Annotated in this window: 19 protein-coding genes and 2 pseudogenes; 16 read left to right on the forward strand and 5 right to left on the reverse strand. The window is 74.4% G+C overall.

Annotation, left to right across the window (positions count from 1 at the left end):
- Positions 1 to 18: 18 nt before the first annotated feature.
- The 8 genes from OG618_RS02525 to OG618_RS02560 all read left to right on the forward strand — a co-directional run bounded on the left by OG618_RS02525 (position 19) and on the right by OG618_RS02560 (position 6481).
- On the forward strand, positions 19 to 636 hold the full coding sequence (locus OG618_RS02525; protein ID WP_329485462.1) for a TetR/AcrR family transcriptional regulator: 618 nt from the start codon (positions 19 to 21) through the stop codon (positions 634 to 636).
- On the forward strand, positions 633 to 1544 hold the full coding sequence (locus tag OG618_RS02530) for an SDR family oxidoreductase (RefSeq protein ID WP_329485463.1): 912 nt from the start codon (positions 633 to 635) through the stop codon (positions 1542 to 1544). The genes OG618_RS02525 and OG618_RS02530 overlap by 4 nt, the downstream gene beginning before the upstream one ends.
- A gap of 273 nt (positions 1545 to 1817) precedes the next feature.
- The gene (locus tag OG618_RS02535; RefSeq protein ID WP_329485464.1) at positions 1818 to 2222 is read left to right on the forward strand and encodes a DoxX-like family protein; all 405 of its coding nucleotides are present in this window, start codon (positions 1818 to 1820) and stop codon (positions 2220 to 2222) included.
- Positions 2219 to 3130 carry a DUF3419 family protein gene (locus OG618_RS02540; protein WP_329485465.1) on the forward strand — a complete coding sequence of 304 codons (912 nt, stop codon included), beginning with the start codon at positions 2219 to 2221 and terminating at the stop codon, positions 3128 to 3130. Before OG618_RS02535 ends, OG618_RS02540 begins: the two co-directional genes overlap by 4 nt.
- 167 nt (positions 3131 to 3297) lie before the next feature.
- Positions 3298 to 4077 (forward strand): DUF2071 domain-containing protein, encoded by a 780-nt coding sequence (locus tag OG618_RS02545; protein ID WP_329485466.1) that lies wholly within the window; start codon positions 3298 to 3300, stop codon positions 4075 to 4077.
- Positions 4074 to 4853, forward strand: a complete 780-nt coding sequence (locus OG618_RS02550; protein ID WP_329485467.1) for a class I SAM-dependent methyltransferase — start codon at positions 4074 to 4076, stop codon at positions 4851 to 4853. Before OG618_RS02545 ends, OG618_RS02550 begins: the two co-directional genes overlap by 4 nt.
- Positions 4850 to 5272, forward strand: coding sequence for a hypothetical protein (locus OG618_RS02555; RefSeq protein WP_329485468.1), 423 nt, complete (start codon positions 4850 to 4852; stop codon positions 5270 to 5272). Before OG618_RS02550 ends, OG618_RS02555 begins: the two co-directional genes overlap by 4 nt.
- 540 nt (positions 5273 to 5812) lie before the next feature.
- Positions 5813 to 6481 (forward strand): GntR family transcriptional regulator, encoded by a 669-nt coding sequence (locus OG618_RS02560; protein WP_329485469.1) that lies wholly within the window; start codon positions 5813 to 5815, stop codon positions 6479 to 6481.
- Between the two features lie 82 nt (positions 6482 to 6563).
- Here OG618_RS02560 and OG618_RS02565 read toward each other — a convergent pair whose 3' ends face one another.
- The gene (locus tag OG618_RS02565) at positions 6564 to 6965 is read right to left on the reverse strand and encodes a nuclear transport factor 2 family protein (RefSeq protein ID WP_329485470.1); all 402 of its coding nucleotides are present in this window, start codon (positions 6963 to 6965) and stop codon (positions 6564 to 6566) included.
- Positions 6966 to 7088: 123 nt separating this feature from the next.
- Here OG618_RS02565 and OG618_RS02570 point away from each other — a divergent pair, with 123 nt between their 5' ends.
- Positions 7089 to 7538 (forward strand): MarR family winged helix-turn-helix transcriptional regulator, encoded by a 450-nt coding sequence (locus OG618_RS02570; RefSeq protein ID WP_329485471.1) that lies wholly within the window; start codon positions 7089 to 7091, stop codon positions 7536 to 7538.
- A 149-nt stretch (positions 7539 to 7687) separates the two neighbouring features.
- Here OG618_RS02570 and OG618_RS02575 read toward each other — a convergent pair.
- From OG618_RS02575 to OG618_RS02585, 3 genes and pseudogenes are all read right to left on the reverse strand, one after another.
- Positions 7688 to 8083: pseudogene (locus OG618_RS02575) on the reverse strand (transposase); the annotation flags it as partial.
- Positions 8084 to 8179: 96 nt separating this feature from the next.
- Positions 8180 to 8839: a DedA family protein gene (locus tag OG618_RS02580; RefSeq protein WP_329485472.1), complete on the reverse strand. Its 660-nt coding sequence runs from the start codon at positions 8837 to 8839 to the stop codon at positions 8180 to 8182.
- Complete coding sequence (locus OG618_RS02585; protein ID WP_329485473.1) at positions 8836 to 9576, reverse strand: class I SAM-dependent methyltransferase; 741 nt, start codon at positions 9574 to 9576, stop codon at positions 8836 to 8838. The genes OG618_RS02580 and OG618_RS02585 overlap by 4 nt, the downstream gene beginning before the upstream one ends.
- Before the next feature lie 123 nt (positions 9577 to 9699).
- On the opposite strand from OG618_RS02585, the gene OG618_RS02590 reads away from it, so the two are divergent.
- From OG618_RS02590 to OG618_RS02600, 3 genes and pseudogenes are all read left to right on the forward strand, one after another.
- Positions 9700 to 10860 (forward strand): sensor histidine kinase, encoded by a 1161-nt coding sequence (locus tag OG618_RS02590; protein ID WP_442906745.1) that lies wholly within the window; start codon positions 9700 to 9702, stop codon positions 10858 to 10860.
- A complete protein-coding gene (locus tag OG618_RS02595) occupies positions 10857 to 11507 on the forward strand; it encodes a response regulator transcription factor (protein WP_329485475.1) in 651 nt (216 codons plus the stop codon). Before OG618_RS02590 ends, OG618_RS02595 begins: the two co-directional genes overlap by 4 nt.
- Positions 11508 to 11710: 203 nt before the next feature.
- Positions 11711 to 11945: pseudogene (locus OG618_RS02600) on the forward strand (barstar family protein); the annotation flags it as partial.
- Positions 11946 to 12011: 66 nt separating this feature from the next.
- Here the strand turns inward: OG618_RS02600 and OG618_RS02605 are convergent.
- Entirely contained in the window at positions 12012 to 12431 is a 420-nt protein-coding gene (locus OG618_RS02605; protein ID WP_329485476.1) for a MerR family transcriptional regulator, read from the reverse strand.
- A 52-nt stretch (positions 12432 to 12483) separates the two neighbouring features.
- Here OG618_RS02605 and OG618_RS02610 point away from each other — a divergent pair, with 52 nt between their 5' ends.
- The 4 genes from OG618_RS02610 to OG618_RS02625 all read left to right on the forward strand — a co-directional run bounded on the left by OG618_RS02610 (position 12484) and on the right by OG618_RS02625 (position 17923).
- Positions 12484 to 13440 (forward strand): SDR family NAD(P)-dependent oxidoreductase, encoded by a 957-nt coding sequence (locus tag OG618_RS02610; RefSeq protein ID WP_329485477.1) that lies wholly within the window; start codon positions 12484 to 12486, stop codon positions 13438 to 13440.
- A 407-nt stretch (positions 13441 to 13847) separates the two neighbouring features.
- Positions 13848 to 14801, forward strand: coding sequence for a hypothetical protein (locus tag OG618_RS02615; protein ID WP_329485478.1), 954 nt, complete (start codon positions 13848 to 13850; stop codon positions 14799 to 14801).
- Between the two features lie 412 nt (positions 14802 to 15213).
- Positions 15214 to 16137: a GNAT family N-acetyltransferase gene (locus tag OG618_RS02620; protein ID WP_329485479.1), complete on the forward strand. Its 924-nt coding sequence runs from the start codon at positions 15214 to 15216 to the stop codon at positions 16135 to 16137.
- A 172-nt stretch (positions 16138 to 16309) separates the two neighbouring features.
- Positions 16310 to 17923 (forward strand): alpha/beta fold hydrolase, encoded by a 1614-nt coding sequence (locus tag OG618_RS02625; RefSeq protein ID WP_329485480.1) that lies wholly within the window; start codon positions 16310 to 16312, stop codon positions 17921 to 17923.
- Positions 17924 to 17980: the final 57 nt, after the last annotated feature.

Genomic DNA, 17980 nt, shown 5'->3' on the forward strand with positions numbered 1-17980 from the left:
ATTAATGAGGGGGTAGCGATGGCCGGACGTCCCCGAGGCGTGGACGACGTGGTGATCCTGCGCGCGACGGCCGAGGTGATCGGCCGGGTGGGCCCCGCCGGGCTGACGCTGGCCGCCGTGGCCCGCGAGGTCGGGCTGGTGCCCGGCACCCTCGTGCAGCGGTTCGGCTCCAAGCACGGCCTGCTGGTGGCGCTCGCCGAGCAGTCCGTCAAGGACGCGGACGCGTTGCACGGCCGGGTGCGGGAGGCGCACCCATCGGTCCTCGGGGCGCTGGCCGCGCTGGTCGTCGAGTCGATGGCTCCGATGGCCACGCCGGAGAGCTTCGCCAACCACCTGGCTTTCCTGTGCACGGATCTCACGGACCCGCAGCTCTACGAGCCCGCCCTGGCCGCCCACCGGGCCCAGGAACGGGTGATCCGGGCACTGCTGGCGGAGGCCGTCGCCGCCGGCGAACTCCGGGCCGGGACGGACGTCGCGGCGGTGGCCGGGTCCGTCCAGGCGGTCACCGCCGGCGTGGGCCTCGTCTGGGCGCTCGACCGCCGGGGCACCCTCGCGCAGCGGCTGCGCCGGGAGCTCGACGCCCTCCTGGCCCCGCACCACCCACCCCGGCACCGCCACGACCTGGAGGAAGCATGACGAACGACACCCGGCCGCTGGCGGGGAAGGTGGCGCTGGTCGCCGGCGGGACCAGGGGCGGCGGACGGGGCATCGCCGTCGAGCTCGGGGCGGCCGGCGCGACGGTGTACGTCACCGGCCGCAGCAGCACGGCCGGGCGCTCCGACCTGGACCGTCCGGAGACCGTCGAGGAGACCGCCGAGCGGATCACCGCCGCCGGCGGCGTCGGAGTCCCCGTCCGCACCGACCACAGCCGCCCAGAGGAGGTCCGCGCCCTGGTCGACCGGATCGCGGCCGAACAGGACGGCCGGCTCGACGTCCTGGTCAACTCCGTATGGGGCGGGGACCAGCTGACGGACTGGACGCACCCGCTGTGGGAGCAGGACCTCGACACCGGCCTCCGGCTGCTGCGGCGGGCGGTGGAGACCCATGTGATCACCAGCCGCTTCGCACTGCCGCTGATGGTCGCGCGCCGGAGCGGTCTGGTCGTGGAGGTCACCGACGGCAACACCGCCCGCTACCGCGGCTCGTTCTTCTACGACCTCGCGAAGTCCGCGGTGATCCGCCTCGCCGTCGCGCAGGCCGCCGAGCTGAAGGCGCACGACGTCGCGGCCGTCGCGATCACGCCGGGCTTCCTGCGCTCGGAGGCCGTGCTGGAGCACTTCGGGGTCACCGAGGCCAACTGGCGCGACGGCGTCGCCCAGGACCCGAACTTCGCCCACTCGGAAACCCCCGCCTACCTGGGACGGGCAGTCGCCGCGCTGGCCGCCGACCCCGCCGTCATGGCCAAGACCGGCCGGGCGCTCGCCACCTGGGGCCTCTACCGGGAGTACGGGTTCACCGACGCCGACGGCACGCGACCGGACTTCGCCGCCCACTGGGCCGACTCCCTGGAGGCGGAGTTCGGGCCGCTGGGAGATCCGCTCTGACCGTCGCTCCGACCGGCCCGCCCTCCCGACCCGCCGCTGGGCGCCCGCTCGAACCGAGCGGGCGCCCTTCGGCGTCCCCGGGGCGGACACGGCGCCCGCGCGCCCGCCCGGCACCACGGCACGCCCCCAGTTGAACATGTTCAAACCCGTGCGCCATGATGATCCCGAGCGGGAGCCCCCGACCCCGACCGAGGGGTTCGGGCCACCCCGCCGTGCCCCGCCCTGCCCCGGCGCACCCGCGCTCGCCGGCAGCGGAAGAAAGGACCGTCCACCGTGCCGACTCCTTGGCAGACCCGGCTGAGCGCCTCCGCGGTCGCCCTGATGTGGGGCTACGAGGGCCTCTGGTGCAAGATCTTCCCCGGCCGCGCCGACCAGCGCGCCATCGTGGCGGGCCTGCCGCTCCTGCCCGGGAGCGCCGTGACGCCGCTGCTGATCATCATCGGCCTGGCCGAGCTGGCCCTCGGCGCCTGGGTGCTCAGCGGACGCCGGGCCAGGCCGGCCGCGATCGTCCAGACCCTGCTGGTCGTCGGGTTCAACACCGGCGGCCTGCTGTTCGGCGCCGACCGCATCCCCGAACCGGGCCGCCTCGTCGTCCAGGACATCGCCTTCCTGGCCCTCGTCTGGACCCTCCCCGCCGCCCGGCGCGACCGCATCCGCCCGATCGCGGTCGCCGCATGAGCACCGCCACGCCCTGGACCGAAGGCCGACTGCTCAGCCTCCAGACCCGCCGCCCGCGCGTCCTGTTCGGCCGGATGTACGAGGACCCGGCCGTCGAACTCGGCGCGTTCCCGGCACCGGGCGCCCGCGTGCTCTGCATCGCCTCGGCCGGCGACACCGCCGCCGCACTGGCCGCCGCCGGGCACGAGGTCACCGCCATCGACCTCAACCCCGCCCAGCTCGCCTACGCCCGCGGCCGGCTCACCACCGGCGCGCCCGCGACCACCGGCTCCGCGGAACACCTGCTCGCCGCGGGCCGGGCGGCGGCCGCCGCCGTCCTCCCGGCCTGGCGACCCGCCGCCCTGGAACGCTTCCTGCGCCTGGACGACCCCGCCGCCCAGGCCCGCCACTGGCGCCACCGGCTCGACGGACCCGGCCTGCGCCTGCTGCTCGCCGCCGCCCTGCGCCCCGCCGGCACGCTCGCCACCGCCGTGCGGCCCGCCTTCCGGGACGTCCTGCCCCACCGCTTCGACACCGCCCTGCGGGCCCGGCTGGCCCGCGGGGTCGCCCGCCACCCCAACGCCGACAACCCCTACGCCTGGCGCCTGCTCCTCGGCCGCGAACTGCCCGGGCCGCCCGTCACCCCCGCCGAACCGGCCGCGGCCCCCGTCCGGCTGCTCGCCGGCGACGTCCTCGACCACCTCGAACGCTCCCCCGCCGGCCACTACGACGCCGTCACCCTCTCCAACGTCCTGGACGGCCCCGGCCCGGCCTTCACCCGGCGCCTGCGCGCCGCCGTCCAGCACGCCGTCCGCCCCGGTGGAACCGCCGTCCTGCGCAGCATCCGCGAACCGGGCCCCGCCGGCCCGGGCGCCGCCGCCGAGGACCGCTCCCTGCTCTGGGGCGTCATCCGGGTGCTCCGGCTCTGAGGGCCCCCGGTTCCGAGGACCACTCAGCTCCGAAGACCACCCGGCTCCGAAGGCCACCCGGCTCTCAAGGCCCCGGCCCTGAAAGCCCCGGCTCAGAAAGCCCCGGCCCTCAAGGCCGCCGGTTCCGAGGACCACCCACCGCTTCGCGCCCACCACCGGAGTCGACCGTGCGACACCTGCTCCAACGCCACCCCTTCCCGATGCGCACCCACTTCGCGCACTCCCTCGTCCTCACCTACGCCCTCCCGCCGCACCTCCTCGTGCCCCTCGTGCCGCCCGGCCTCGCCCTCGACACCTACACCGACCCCACCGGCACCGAACACGGCTTCGTCGCCGCCGCCGTCGTCGACACCCGCGCGCTGCGCCCGGCCGGCCTGCCCGCCCGCCTCGGCCGCGACTTCATCCTCACCGGCTACCGGATCTTCACCCGGTTCCCCACCCCGGGCGGGCGCACCATGCGCGGACTGCGGATCCTGCGCTCCGACACCGACAACCGGCTGATGGCCGCCGGCGGCAACCTCTTCTCCCGCTACCACTACCGTTCCGCCAGGATCGGCGCCCGGGTACTCGGCGACACCCTGGAGTTCAAGGTCCTCAGCACCGACGGCCGCGCCGACCTGCATGTGCGCGCCGACCTCGCGAGCAGCCCCGCACTCCTACCGCCCGGCAGTCCGTTCGCCGACGCCCGGGCCGCGCGCCGGTTCGCCGGACCGCTGCCCTACACCTTCGAGTACGAGCCGGAAACCCGCTCCATGATCGTCGTCAAGGCCACCCGCACCCACTGGGACCCCGTCCCGGTGGCGGTCGAGGTCCCCCGGCTGACCTTCTTCGACCACGGCCCCTTCACCGGCAGCCGCCCCGTCCTCGCCAACGCCTTCCACGTCGCCGACGTCGACTACGGCTGGGAGGCCGGCCACCGCCGTGCCCTCGACGGAGCCCGCCGATGAACGCCCGGCCCGCCCGGCCCGCCGGGCCCGCGCGGCGCCCCTCGGGTGTCCGCGAGGTGATCCGCTACAACTGGCCGATGTACGCCGCCGGCGCCGTCACCGCCGCCACCGGCTGGGCGCTGGCCCGTCACCTCCCCGCCCGGCCCGCCGCCCTCGCCCGCGCCGCCTCGGCCGGCGCCGCCGCGCTCCTCACCACCAGCACCCTGGCCACCTGGCACGTCTACGACCGCTCCGAACTCCACTCCTACGACTGGCTGTCCGACCTGCTCCCCGACGGCCCGGGCGACCACCTGGTCGTCTGCACCGGACTCGACGAGGCCAGCCGCCCGGTCGCCGCCCGGTACCCCACCGCCCGCCAGCTCGTCGCCGACCTCTACGACCCGGCCCTGACCACCGAGGGCTCGATCCGGCGCGCCCGTCGCCACGCCCCGCCCGCCCCCGGCACCGTCTCCGCCCGCCCCGACGCCCTGCCCGCCGCCACCGGCTCCCTCGACACCGTACTCACCGTCCTCGCCGCCCACGAACTGCGTCGGCCCGCCGACCGCACGGCACTGTTCACCGAGGCCGTCCGCACCCTGCGGCCCGGCGGCACCCTGCTGCTGGTGGAGCACCTGCGCGACCTCGCCAACACCGCCGCCTACGGCCCGGGCGCCTGGCACTTCCAGCCGCGCGCCACCTGGCTGCGGCACGCCGCCGAGGCCGGACTGCACCCGGCCGCCGAACGCCGGATCGCCACACTGATCACCGCCTTCGCCTTCCGGAGTCCCGCCGCATGACCGAACTGTTCACCCTGGAAGCCCAGTTGAGGTTGGTCGGCGCGGCCCTGGTCGGCATGGGCCTGTTCCACGCCGTCCTGCCGCGCATCGTGCAGTGGCCGGCCGACCTGTCCGGCGCCAGCCTGCTGACCCGCCAGGTCTCCTACGTCCACCTCTTCTTCATCGCGCTGACCTGCGCGCTGCTCGGCCTGATGCCGCTCTGCCTGGCCCCCGACCTCCTCGCCGGCACCCGCCTGGGCACCGCCCTGCTGGCCGGGCAGACGCTCTTCTGGGGCCTGCGCTGGCTGTTCGAGTTCGCCGTCTTCTCCCCCAGGCTCTGGCGCGGCGACCCCCTGCGGACCGCCGCGCACATCGGCCTCTCGGTCCTCTGGACCTGGGTCGCCGCGGTCTTCGCGCTCGCCCTCTGGAGGGTCCTCTAGGGTCCGTGCCGAAGCCCCGGCGGGCGGTTCCCGCGCCGACGACCGCCCGGCGGAACCGCCTGTGACGGGACCGTCGTCCGGTCCCGCCCGAGTCGCGCGCGGAACGGGCCGGCCCCGGGCCCATTACCTGCGACCGCGCCTCGTAGGCCGATCCGCGGTGGAGCACTCGCCCGTCGCGCTATTCCTTGACGGCTCCTCCGGTGAGGCCGCGGACGAAGAGGCGTTGGAGGAGGACGAAGCCGATGACGACGGGGACGGCGGCGAGGACGGAGCCGGCCATCAGGAGGTCCCAGCGGGGGTCGAACCGGTTCTGGAAGCGGGCGAGTCCGACGGGCAGGGTGCGGAGTACGCCGGGCGGAAGGGCCCGCCGCGGCGGCGTCCGGGCGGGCCGGTGGTGGCCGGTCCGGCGGTGCCGGCTCGCGGGGCACGGGATGAAGGTATTCGATATACGAAACCACCCCACGGCGCCTTCGGACGCCAACCGCGACACAGTGCCACCGGGCCGTTCGTCACCGGAGAGATATCGCATACGATGAACGAATGAGTCAGAAGAGCTGGGCTGAGCCGATACCGCCCGTGAAGAGCAAGGCCGACCTCGTCTACGGCAGCCTGCACGACGCCATCGCCCGGGGCGACCTGCGCCCCGGCCAGCGCATTAACATGGACGAGCTGGCCCGCAACCTCGGCGTGAGCAAGATCCCCATCCGCGAGGCCGTCAAGCGCCTGGAGGCCGACGGCCTGGTCGTCTCCCGCGTGCACGCCGGTGTCACCGTCGCCGAGATCGACAAGACCGAGATGCGCGGGGTCTTCCTCGCCCGGGAGGCGATCGAGGGGCTGGTCGCCCGGCTGGCGGCCGAGCGGGTCACCGACGCCCTGCTGGCCGACCTCGACGCAGCCCAGCACGCTATGCGCGCCGCCCTGGCCACCGGGGCGGTCGACCGGCTGCCCGAGCACAACTCCGAGTTCCACCGCGCACTGGCCCGGGCCGGCGGCTACCGCGTCCTCGGCGAGCTCACCGAGCAGCTCCTGCTGACCATCCGCCGGCACCGGATCACCGCCCCGATGGACCTCCACAACTGGAAGGCCGTCATCGAGGAGCACGACACGATCATCGCCGCGCTGCGCAGCGGGGACCCGGAGGCGGCCGAGCGGGCCGCGCGGGCCCACATCGGCTCGCAGGCCGACCACGAGGTGGCCGAGGAGGACTGAACGGCCCCGGACGGACGGCGGCGCCGCCCTGCCACCCCGCCGCGCTCGGCGGGGTGGCAGGGCGGGGCCGGGTCGTCGTCGGTCAGCGGGCGCTGCCGAGGTCGCGGTCCTCCTCGCCGCCCCGGAGCATCAGGGTGGTCTCCTCCAAGCGGCGGAACCGGCCGTCGGGGGCGAACTCGGCGAACACGTACACCTCCATGCGCACGGTGGAGCCGTCGGTCTTGGTGACGTCGACCACGTGGCGGTCGGCGTAGCGGTCCCCCTGGACCAGCTCGTCGAGGACCTCGACGCGGCCGCTCGCGACGACCTCGCGCAGGTGGGCGATGTGGGCGGTGAACTCCGCCCGGTCCGCCCAGCTGCCGTCGGTGCGCTGGCGGTAGTCCGGGGCGAAGTGCCGGTCGACGGCCTCGGCCAGGTCGAGCCCGGGGGTGAAGAGCAGGTCGGTGAGCGCGGTGGCGATGTCGGTCCGCGTGGCGGTGGTCATGACGGGTCCCCTTGGGCGTCGGAGTTACGCGTGAGCGTCGGAGTGAAGAGACTTTGCGTGCGTCGAGCACGCATCTGAACAGTACCCCATGGTGCGTGCGTTGCGCACGCTATTCTTGGACGCATGCCGAACGACGTGGGACACGAGATCGCCGACGCACTTGCCGTCGTCCTCCGACGCAGCTCTCGCACACACCTCTACGAGCTCCTGACCAGCGGCCTGGACGGGGCGCTGGACGCCGTCACCTACCCCGTCCTCAGCGCGCTCGCCCGCACCGGGCCGTGCAGCGCCGCCAGACTCGCCGAGGAGATCGGCCTCGACCGCTCGGGCGTCACCCGCCGCGCCAGCCGCCTCGAAGAGGCCGGCCTGCTGCGCCGCGTCCCCGACCCCGACGACGGGCGCGCGACGCTGCTGACCCTCACCGACGCCGGAGAGCGCGTCATCCGGACCACGCGCGAGCGCCTCGCCGCCCACATCGAGGCCTCGCTGGCCGACTGGCCCGCCGACGAGGCCCGGGCCTTCGCCCGCGGCTTCCACCGCTTCGTCACGGGCAGCCTGCTCCGACCGGCGTGACGCGGCCGCGACGAGGACGTGGCCCGGCCAGCCGGCCGGCCGGAGTCCGCCGACCGGCCGGGGCACGGGCCGAGGTGCGGCTAGCGCCGCATCAGACAACCTTCGCCCTGTTCAGACCGACAGTCACGCGACTACGACTTTTGTTAGGACCTCTTACCCCGGTCAACCGGCGAGCGACCGGTCCTTTTGCCGCTGGACGGGGCCTTGGTGATGCACCCGTCCACCGAGATCTCGCCGAGCCCGAGGCCGATCATGCGGTCGTAGGCTTCCAGGGCGAGGGCGTGCACGGCCTGCGAAATCCCATGCTCGGCCCACTCTTTGACGCGTCGGCGGATGGTGCGGCCGGAGCATCCGGGGGTGGAGATGCGCTCGTAGCCCGAGCCGTGGACCAGAGCGAGGACCACATGCTCGAAGACCGTACGGTCAGGCACCCTGCGCCTGTGGCAGCCCAACGGATGGCCGGCCGCGAACTCTTCCCGTGCAGGCAGAAGGGCGGCGAACTGAGCCCACAACGGTTCGAGCAGGCTGGATGGCAGCGCGGGCACAGCCCGTCTCTTCCTGATCACTGCGGCTGTCGTGATGACGCCGGGATCGTGTTGAGGATGAGTGCGGCGGACGCGCGGGTCTCGCGGCAGGGGCGGTCAGCGCACCGGGGCCTCGTTCTTACAGCCCGAGTGCCCGCGCGGCATGGTTACGGCACCTCGTGCGGAGCGCCGGGAGCGCCGCCACCAGAGCGTGGTGGCGAGGGCGGTCAGCGCGACCACGGCGAGGGCCGGACCGCCGACGGTGAGAATCTGCTGGAGAGAGGTTGCTGCGCTGTAGCCGATGCCGGCTTCGGCGGCGGCCCACAGGACCGCTGCGGTGGCGCTGTAGGGGGCGATGCGGCGGTAGGGCAGGCGGGCGGCGCCGGCCAGGTGGGGGGTGAGGGTACGGACCATGGGCAGGAAGCGGCCGAGGAAGACGGACCGGCCGGCGTGGCGGGTCATGAGCGTCTCGGCCTGCTGCCAGGCTCCCGCGGGGATACGGCGGCCGAGGCCGCCGGTGCGCAGGCGCTCGCCCAGAAGATGGCCGCTCCAGTGGGCAAGGCGGTCGCCCGCGACGGCCGCGGCGGTGGCGGCCACGATCACCGGCAGGAGGTGCACGGCGCCGGTGCGGGCCATGGCCCCGGCCGTCAGCAGCAGGGCGAGGGTGGGGGCGAACGTGCCCAGCAGAAGCACGGATTCGGCGAAGACAACCAGGGCCAGGATCGTGTAGACGGCGGCCGGCGGCAGGTGGGCGACGGCGTCGGTGAGGTGGTTCACTGCTCGGCGCCTGGCAGGAGGGGCAGCGGGTGCGACGGCGCGGCGGCCTCCACAGTGGGGCGGCGCAGCTCCCAGACGTGGGCGGGTGGCAGGTTGGCGAAGACCGTCCACCGGCCGGTGGCGTAGCGGCGCTGGTAGGCACCCACGACCTGGTCGACGGCGGCGTGGCGGCGGGCTTCGTCGCGGGGGGCGAGCAGGGTGCGGGCGCGGCGGGTGCCGAGATAGGCGAAGTAGGTGAGGGTGCCACCGGGGTGCAGCAGGTCCAGGTAGCGGGCCATGACGCGGTCGACCAGGTCGGGGGTGAAGTTGGTCAGCGGCAGGCCGGAGACGATGACGTCGTAGCGCCGGCCGGTGTCGAGTTCTTCGACGTACGCCTGGTGGACTTCCGCGCGGACGTGCCGGACGACCGGGGCCGGGTGGTGGTCGACGAGGCGGCGCAGGCGTTCGGTGAAGCGCGGGTTGGCTTCGACCACGTCGAGGTGGCTGCCGCGCGGGAGGCGGGAGAGCAGGGCGCGGGTGACGGCCCCGGTGCCGGCGCCCGCCTCCAGGACGGACAGCGGGCGGGAGCCGCAGGTGGCCACCGGGTCGGTCAGGGTACGGGCCAGGGCCCGGCTGCTGGGCGCGACGGCGCCGGTGGTGCGCAGGTCCCGGGCGGCTTCGCGCAGGAACGTCCAGCTTTCGGCGGCCTGCCGGGCGGCGTTCCGGGGGATCTGGGGAGAGGGGGTCCTGTGGTCCATGCTTTCGACGGTAGGAATCCGGGACGCCCTTCGGACCTGCCGTTGTGCGACGGTCCTCCCCGACGAAAGTAGGGGGTGGGCGTCGCATTTCGTACCGCCCCCGCGGGCGGCGGGCTGCCTACCATGGCGAGGGTGAAGTGGTGGAGGAGCCCGCGATGGGCCGCGGTGGGCCGGGCGGCGTTCCTGGCGTTCCTGGTGTGGACGGCCTACCAGAACGGCACCGCGACGGCCGGGACCCGGTTCGGGGTTCCGGTGCTGGTCGCGGCTGCGGTGTGCGCGGTCGTCCTGGCGGTGCCCCGGTGGCGCCTGTCGGTGGCGCCGGTGGTCGTCACGGTCGCCACCGCCTGGTGGGGATGGGTCGTCGACCCGTTCCTGGCCGTCGTCCTGTTCGACCTGGCGGTGGCCCGTCGTACCCGCACCGCCCTGGTGTGTGCGGCGCTCGCGCTGGCGGGCAACCTGCTCGGGGTGCAGGCCGGGTCGATCTGGACGGACCGGCGGTGGGCGGCGACGCTGACGGCGCTGCTGTTCGGCCTGGTGGTCGGGCTGTGGCAGGGCAACCGCCGCCGCCTGCTGCGGACCCTGGCCGACCAGGTCGACCACCTGCGGGTGGAGGCCCGGCTGCGCGAGGACGCCGCCCGTGCCGCCGAACGCTCGCGGATCGCCGCCGAGATGCACGACGTCCTCGCCCACCGCCTGAGCCTGATCGCCCTGCACACCGGCGTCCTGGCCACCCGCTCCCCCGATCTGCCGCCCCGGGTCGCCGAGCGCCTCGCCCTGCTGCGCTCCACTTCCGTCGAGGCCCTGTCCGACCTGCGCGAGGTGCTCGGCGCGCTGCGCGGGCCCGCTTCCGAGGACGGCCCCGACCCGCTGGAGCCCGCGCTCAAGGACGTCCGTGACCTGGTCGACCAGGCACGTGCCGCCGGGCAGGACGTCACCCTGACCGTGGACGGCGACCCGTCGCAGGCGCCGACCACGCACCGCCTGGCCGCGTACCGGATCGTCCGGGAGGGGCTGACCAACGCCCGCAAGCACGCGGACGGCGGGCGGGTGGCCGTCCGGGTCGGCTACCGGCCGCCCGCGACCCTTGTCGAGGTCACCAACGACACCGGTTTCCCGGGCCCCGGTGCCTCGACCGGCTCCGGCTACGGCCTGGTCGGCCTGCGCGAGCGTGTCACCGCGCTCGGCGGCCACCTCGACGCCGGCCCGGCGGGCGCGGGAGCCTGGCGCCTGGTGGCCCGGCTGCCCCACCCCACCTCCTCCGACCGGAACGGGAAGCGCCCGTGATCCACGCGATGATCGTCGACGACGACGCCCTGGTCCGCCTGGGCCTGACCGACCTGCTCGACGGTGACCTCGGCATCGAGGTCGTCGCTCAGGCCGCCGACGGGCTCCAGGCCATCGAGAAGGCCACCGCGCACCGCGTCGACGTGGCGCTGGTAGACGTCCGGATGCCCCGGATGGACGGCATCACCGCCACCGCCCGGCTGCGCGCTCTGCCCCACCCGCCCAGGGTGATCACCCTGACCACCTTCGACCTCGACGAGTACGTCTACAACGCCCTCGCCGCCGGGGCCGACGGCTTCCTGCTCAAGGACACCGACCCCGCCGAGATCCTGCGCGCCGTCCACCTCGTCGCCGCCGGTTCCGCGATGCTCCACCCCAACGCGGCCCGGCGCCTGATCGACCGCTACCACGCCACCAACCGACCCCACACCATCGCCGCACGGGCCCAACTCGACAAACTCACCCCCCGCGAACGCGACGTCCTGGCCCTGCTCGCCGAGGGCGCCCCCAACGCCGACATCGCCACCCGCCTCGCCATGCGTGAGAGCACCGTCAAAGCCCACGTCAGCCGCATCCTCGCCGCGCTGGAGGTCACCAACCGCGTCCAGGCCGCCCTCCTGGCCCGAGACGCCGGACTCACTTCCTGACCAAGCCGGAGGCAGGAACCACCGAGCGTGAGGACGGCCGAGCCGACGCCGAGTGGTGCCCGCTCCAGCCATCGCCGCCTATCGCCGGTCGGTCTTGGTGGTCTCGGCGGAAGACCTCCGGGGGTAGACGCAAAGTCAGGTCATGTGCGGGGGCTGGGTCACAGGTCCGGGCCAGTGAGGTGGAGGCCCTACTTGGCGCTGGGGCGGTGAACGGGCCGGGCGGCTACTTCGGTGACTGCCTGGACACCTTGACGACTGCCTGCGTGGCACCTTCGGCTACGCAGCCCCCGCGACTCTGCTCAGGCGAGACGCCGCGACCGCGCGCGAGTATCAATCCGCTATCCCGCGCCCTGACGACGGATGGCCTAGCCGTACGACCCGTTCGCCGAGGCCCTCGACGTCCTGGCGGAGGGCGGCATGCACGTCACCCTGGCGTGATCCGGGATTCCGCGAAAGGCGCCTTTGCGATAGAGGTGCGCCTCACTCCCTGAACAGCGGGAGAGTTCACCGAGACAGTGTCGGCGACCAGAGCCCGACGGCTGTCCCGCCGCGAAGATGCTGCTCGTAGGTCACGACCTTGCCGTGGATGACGTCGAGGCTCGCGATCAGGGCGTCGATCCTGGCGCGTACGGCGCGCTCGTGTTCGCGCAGCAGGGCGAGGCGGTCCGGCTCGTTGCCGGGGCCCGACCGGACCAGTTCCGCGAACCTCTTGATCGTGGCGATGGGCATGTCCGAGTCGCGGAGCCGACGGCACAGTACGAGCCAGTCCACGTCCGCCTGTTCGTAGATCCGCTGCCCGCCGCCGGTGCGCGGGATCTCGCGCAGGAACAGGCCTTCGCGCTCGAAGAACCGCAGCGCGTGCACGCTCATTCCGGTCAGCTCGGCGACTCTTCCGATGGGCAGGCCACCCGCGTCTTCTCTCATCGCAGCACCGTACCTTGACCTAGCGCGCGGTCTAGGTCTTAGCGTCCTGAGCATGATCACAAAGCAGCTCGGGACCGGTACCGGATTCGGTGCCCACAGCACGGCCGGCGATGTTCTCGCCGGGATCGACCTGACCGGCACGACCGCGCTGGTCACGGGTGGCTACTCGGGCCTCGGTCTGGAGGCCACGCGGGCGCTCGCCCGGGCCGGAGCACACGTCGTCGTCCCCGCCCGCCGCCCCACCACCGCAGAACGCGCTCTGCGCGACATCCCCGGGACGGAGGTGCACGCACTCGATCTGGCCGACCTGGAGAGCGTCCGGGTCTTCTGCGACGGCTTCCTGGAGACCGGCCGTCCGCTCGGCATCCTCATCAACGGCGCGGGCGTGATGGCCTGCCCGGAGACACGGGTCGGCCCGGAGTGGGAGGCACACTTCGCGGTCAACCACCTCGGCCACTTCGCGCTGGCCCAGCGTCTTCGCCCGGCCCTGGTCGCCGGAGGGGCCCGGGTGGTGTCCGTCGCCTCGTCCGGGCACTTCCTGTCCGACATCCGCTGGGACGACCTGCACTTCCGCACCGGCTACGACCGCTGGCTGGCCTACGCCCAGTCCAAGACCGCCAACGCGCTGTTCGCCCTGCACCTCGACCGCCTCGGTACGGATGTGGGCGTGCACGCCTTCGCGGTGCACCCCGGAAGCATCCTCACGCCATTGCAGCGTCACATCCCTCGCGAGGAATGGCTCACGCAGGGGTGGGTGACCCCGGACGGCGAGCCGGCCGACGGTTTCAAAACCCCGGAGCAAGGCGCGGCGACAGCCGTATGGGCGGCAACGTCACCTCTGCTCGACGACCACGGAGGGGCCTACTGCCAGGACTGCGATATCGCGGAACCGGCTGCCACCGACGACATGCTCATCGGCGGAGTCAAACCCTGGGCCACCGACCCCGACGCGGCATTCCGGCTCTGGGAACTCTCCAGCAGGCTCACCGGGCTGAACGCATTCCGATGAAAGCGAACCGCCTCCGATGAGGTCTCGGCACTGAAGCCTCAAGAGGAGCTCCGCACAGACTCGGCAGCGGGCACTGGTCCGCCCGTCAGCAAAGGCAGGCATGGGCCGGCCCGAGAGCGAGAGAGAACCTCTCGCCGCCGAGCAGCTCGCCGTCCACGGAGACGAGCGTGCCGCGGCAACGGACGTGGACGGCTGTGAGCTGGGGCCAGGCGGTGCGGGCGCGGGCGGAGCGCCGTCGGCCGGCATGGCGGCTCGGGTGGCACCGGGAGGGAGTGGACCCGGGCGAGGAGGGCCGCCGCGCCCGGGTCCACTGCCGACGACCCGGCCGGGGACCGGCGGTGTCGACCGGGCCCGACCGGGCGAGTCGTACCGGGCCGGAGCGGCCCGCGCCCGTAGGGTCCCGAACGATGGCCGGCAACGAACCCGACTTCGACGCGATCGCGGACGAGCTCCACACCCTCGCCCCGCAGGACTTCACAACGGCCCGGAACCGGCACGCGGACGCCCTGAAGAAGACCGACCCGCAGCTCGCCAAGCAGGTCCGTGCGCTGCGCCGCCCCACCCAGGCCGCCTGGGCCGCCAACCTCCTCGCTCACCGGCACGGCGACCTGGTCGGGCAGCTGCTGGACCTCGGGCAGGCGCTGCGCGACGCCCAGGAGCACCTCGCCGGGGAGCAGTTGCGCACGCTCACCGAGCAGCGGCGGCAGCTGGTGCGGGCGCTGACGGGGCAGGCCGAGCGCGACGCGGCGGAGGCCGGACACCCGCTCGGCGCCGACGCCGTCGCCGAGGTGGACCGGACGCTGGGCGCCGCGCTGGCGGACCCGGACGCCGCCCGCGCCCTCGCGGCGGGGCGGCTGACGGCTCCGCTGGACCCGGTGCTGTGGCCGGGCGCCGGGAAGCCGGGGAGCCGGAAGCCGGGGACCGGGGCCGCGACGAAGAAGGCCGCCGGGACGTCCCCCGCGTCGGCGCGCGACTCGCGCCCCACGAAGGCACAGGCCGCGGCCGAACGGCGGCGCCGGCGCGAACAGGAACAGGCCCGCAAGGCCTTGGCCGGCGCGGAACAGGCCGCGGACAAAGCCGACACCCGGGCCGCGGAGGCCTCTCGGGCCCTCGACGAGGCGGAGTCGGCCCGCCGACGGGCGGAGACCGAAGCCGAGCAGGCCCGGGCCGCGCTCGCCGAGGCGCAGGACCGCGAAGCCCTCGCCCGGGAGCGCCTCACGCGCGCCGAGAAGCAGGCGCGATCCGCCGAAGACGCGGCGCGCACCGCCGACGACCGGGCCGCCAAGGCCCACGAAGGCGTCCAGGAGGCGGCCGAGCGCCTGCGGGTGTCGCAGAGCGACGACGACCAACAGCCGGGCTGAGCGCCGCCGGTCACCCTGCGCCCCACAGGCGGGCACCCGGCGGAGCCGGTCCTCCCGGAGCGGGGCCGCGAACGGATCAGCGGCAGATCCGGTAGCCGTCGCCCCCCGGGGCCGCTGCCGCCCACCGCCGGGGCGGGTGACCACGACGTCGCCCTCCTCGTACGAGAGCCGATCGCCCGCCGCGACCAACACCGGCCGGTCCGGTCCGACCCGGAAGCCGGAGTATGGAAGTCGGAGTGCGGCAGCATCCGGGAGACGGGCGTGGCACCGTCGAGCAGCATTCGCAGGTGCGGAGCGTCCCGCCGGGGGCCGCTGCCGCCGCGACGGGGTCGGAGACCGCCCGACCGTCGGCGGTGCCCCACCACGCGGGAACTCGGTGGCAGGTCGATCAGTGGTCGTGTTGACTTCCGGCGTGAGTCACGTGGCCAACATCATGATCTCCGTCGAGTTCACCGACCGGCCGGCCGTCGAAGCGCTGAGCCAGTGGTTGCGGACGTCCGCCCCACGACGCGGCTACGAACCGGGCGCCGTCGGGTGGGTCGGGTCGCTGAACGAGACGACCGGGAGCGACACGCGCTGGGGCGGCGGCAAGTACCCGGAGTGCGAGGTCTTCGCCGGTGCGCTCAACCACGCGGACCTCGCCGGACTGGTCGCCCGTGTCGAGCGCGTCCCGTGGGTCCACCCGGAGTCGGTGCAGCTGTTCGTGATGGACCAGGAGCAGTCCTACTTCCGGGTCTGGATGTTCCACGGCCCGAGGCTGCGGCAGATCGCCCCCGAAGGCAGGGAGGACGACATCTACCCCGACGGGGGGCCGTCCGACATCCACACGCGGTTCGCGCTCGCCGACGACGCCGAGTTCCTCCGCGACCTGGTGGTCGCCGCCGTCAACTGGGCACCCGGCCGGGATGTCTCGCGCGAGGCGGTGCTCTCCGACCCGCGCAACGCCCACTACGTGGACGGCTGGCCCGGTCGGGGCGACCTGGGCATCGTGGCACTCTCGACCGGGGAGGCCACCGGGTGGCAGCCGCTCCCGGTCGGCGCCGCGTGGCTGCGGTACCTCCCGGCGGAGGACCCCGGCTACGGCTTCGTCGACCCGGCCGTGCCGGAGCTGAGCATCGGCATCACCGCCGCCCAGCGTGGCCGGGGCATCGGAACCCTGCTGATCAGGCGTCTGCTGCGGACCGCCGCCGAGGCCGGCGTCGAACGCGTCTCGCTGAGCGTCGAGCGGGACAACCCCGCCCTCCGGCTGTACGAGCGCGAGGGCTTCCGCGTGCACGACCCGCGCGAGGGCGAGGACGCGCTGACCATGGTCACCCGCCTCCGCCGGGACTCCTGACCGGGTGGCCGCCCGGCCGTCGGGGCACGGGAGGCGGGCCGGACGGCCAGGAGTCCCGGCCGACGGCCGGTGCTCCTGCCCGAAAGGGAAGGCGGCGGAGGGGGCTGTCCCCCGGGCGGGTCCGGGGGTGTGCTGTCGTGATCTTCGGCCGCCGGGTTCCTAGCGTGGTCACATGACAGCTCATCACCTTCCCTTCGGTCCGGCCGCCGTGGCACCGCCGGTCGCCCGCCGGGCCACGGCGGCGGGCCTCGCCCTCGCCGCCTGCCTGACGGTGGCGTCCGCCGTGACCGCCCCCGCCGCCGGGGCGGCGTCCGCCTCCGCCGACAGCGCCGCCTCCACCCCCCGGGGCCTGGAGCGCTACTACCACCAGCCCCTCGACTGGAGCAGCTGCGTCCAGGGCCCGGACGACCAGGTCGGCGCGGGCCTGGAGGAGGCGGGCGCGACCTGCGCCGACGTCACCGTGCCACTCGACTACGCCGACCCCCGGGGCCGTACGATCACCGTCGCGATCTCCCGGATCAAGGCCACCGACACCCGCCACCGGATCGGCCCACTGCTGCTCAACGACGGCGGCCCGGGCGGCCAGACCCTCGGGAGCCCGCCGCGCGTCCACACGGCGCTCAAGGAGACCGCCGGCCGCTACGACATCATCGGCATGGACCCGCGCTTCGTCGGCCGCAGCACCCCGCTGGACTGCGGCTGGCCGGTCGGCACCAACCTCGTCTCGGCCGGGCTCGGCCGGGCGAGCTTCGACCGGCAGGTCGCCCTCCAGAAGGACCTCGCCGCCAAGTGCCGGGCGGCGGCCGGACCGCTGCTGCCGCACGCCGGCACGCGCAACACGGCCCGCGACATGGACGTCATCCGCGGTGCGCTCGGCGAGCGGAGGATCTCCTACCTGGGGGTCTCGTACGGGACGTACCTGGGCACGGTCTACACCCAGATGTTCCCCGGCCGCTACGACCGGGTGGTACTCGACGGGGCGCTCGACCCGCGCACCTACGGGCCGGTGCTGCTCCCCCACCTGCTGGCGGAGAACGAGCAGGCGCTCGCCGACTGGGCGGCCTGGACGGCGGACCGCCACGACACCTACCGGCTCGGCCGGACCGCCGACGAGGTGACGGCGGGCATCCGGCGGCTCGTCGAGGCGTCGGCGCGCGCCCCGCTGACCGTCGGCAGCGGCACCGACACCTTCCGACTGGACGACACCCGGGTGCCGTTCCTGCTGTTCGCCGGACTCGCGGACGACACCGACGCCGCACGCGCGAGCCTGGCCGAGCAGATCGCGGTGCTCGCCGAGGCGGCGGCGGGGCGGCCGGCCCTGCCGTCGGCGGCCTTCACCGCCATCCTGCGGTTCGCGTTCACCGGGGAGGCGTCGCCCACCGGCAGCTCCCAGCAGGCGGTCATGTGCGCGGACGCCTCGGCGCCGCGCGACCCCGAGGCGTACTGGCGGGAGATCGAGCGCAGCCGGGTCGAGCACCCGCTGTTCGGCCCGCTGGTCCACAACATCAACCCGTGCGCCTTCTGGGACCGCCCGCGCGAGGCCCGCACCGAGGTGCGACGCGACGCCGAGGTGCTGATAGTCGCCGCCACCGGCGACCCGCGCACCACCTACCGGGACAGCGTCGCGCTGCACGGGCTGCTGCCCGCCTCCCGGCTGCTGACCTTGGAGGGTGCCAACCGGCACGCCCTGTACGGCCTGTACGGCAACGCCTGCGTGGACGACACGGTCAACGCCTACCTGGCGGGGGGCCGGCTGCCGAAGGGCGACCGGACCTGCGCGAAGTAGCGCTCCGCTCCGGCCGTCCCCGCCCCGGGACGGCCGGAGCCGGGCGCGGGTCGGCCC

The sequence above is a fragment of the Kitasatospora sp. NBC_01246 genome, assembly GCF_036226505.1.
Lineage (GTDB): Bacteria > Actinomycetota > Actinomycetes > Streptomycetales > Streptomycetaceae > Kitasatospora.

What these genes read in the sequence shown, in the direction of transcription:
- OG618_RS02525 (WP_329485462.1), top strand. Translation starts at nt 19, where the DNA reads ATGGCCGGACGTCCCCGAGGCGTGGACGACGTGGTGATCCTGCGCGCG.
- OG618_RS02530 (WP_329485463.1), top strand. Translation starts at nt 633, where the DNA reads ATGACGAACGACACCCGGCCGCTGGCGGGGAAGGTGGCGCTGGTCGCC.
- OG618_RS02540 (WP_329485465.1), top strand. Translation starts at nt 2,219, where the DNA reads ATGAGCACCGCCACGCCCTGGACCGAAGGCCGACTGCTCAGCCTCCAG.
- OG618_RS02550 (WP_329485467.1), top strand. Translation starts at nt 4,074, where the DNA reads ATGAACGCCCGGCCCGCCCGGCCCGCCGGGCCCGCGCGGCGCCCCTCG.
- OG618_RS02555 (WP_329485468.1), top strand. Translation starts at nt 4,850, where the DNA reads ATGACCGAACTGTTCACCCTGGAAGCCCAGTTGAGGTTGGTCGGCGCG.
- OG618_RS02560 (WP_329485469.1), top strand. Translation starts at nt 5,813, where the DNA reads ATGAGTCAGAAGAGCTGGGCTGAGCCGATACCGCCCGTGAAGAGCAAG.
- OG618_RS02565 (WP_329485470.1), bottom strand. Translation starts at nt 6,965, where the DNA reads ATGACCACCGCCACGCGGACCGACATCGCCACCGCGCTCACCGACCTG.
- OG618_RS02570 (WP_329485471.1), top strand. Translation starts at nt 7,089, where the DNA reads ATGCCGAACGACGTGGGACACGAGATCGCCGACGCACTTGCCGTCGTC.
- OG618_RS02585 (WP_329485473.1), bottom strand. Translation starts at nt 9,576, where the DNA reads ATGGACCACAGGACCCCCTCTCCCCAGATCCCCCGGAACGCCGCCCGG.
- OG618_RS02590 (WP_442906745.1), top strand. Translation starts at nt 9,700, where the DNA reads ATGGCGAGGGTGAAGTGGTGGAGGAGCCCGCGATGGGCCGCGGTGGGC.
- OG618_RS02605 (WP_329485476.1), bottom strand. Translation starts at nt 12,431, where the DNA reads ATGAGAGAAGACGCGGGTGGCCTGCCCATCGGAAGAGTCGCCGAGCTG.
- OG618_RS02610 (WP_329485477.1), top strand. Translation starts at nt 12,484, where the DNA reads ATGATCACAAAGCAGCTCGGGACCGGTACCGGATTCGGTGCCCACAGC.
- OG618_RS02615 (WP_329485478.1), top strand. Translation starts at nt 13,848, where the DNA reads ATGGCCGGCAACGAACCCGACTTCGACGCGATCGCGGACGAGCTCCAC.
- OG618_RS02625 (WP_329485480.1), top strand. Translation starts at nt 16,310, where the DNA reads ATGACAGCTCATCACCTTCCCTTCGGTCCGGCCGCCGTGGCACCGCCG.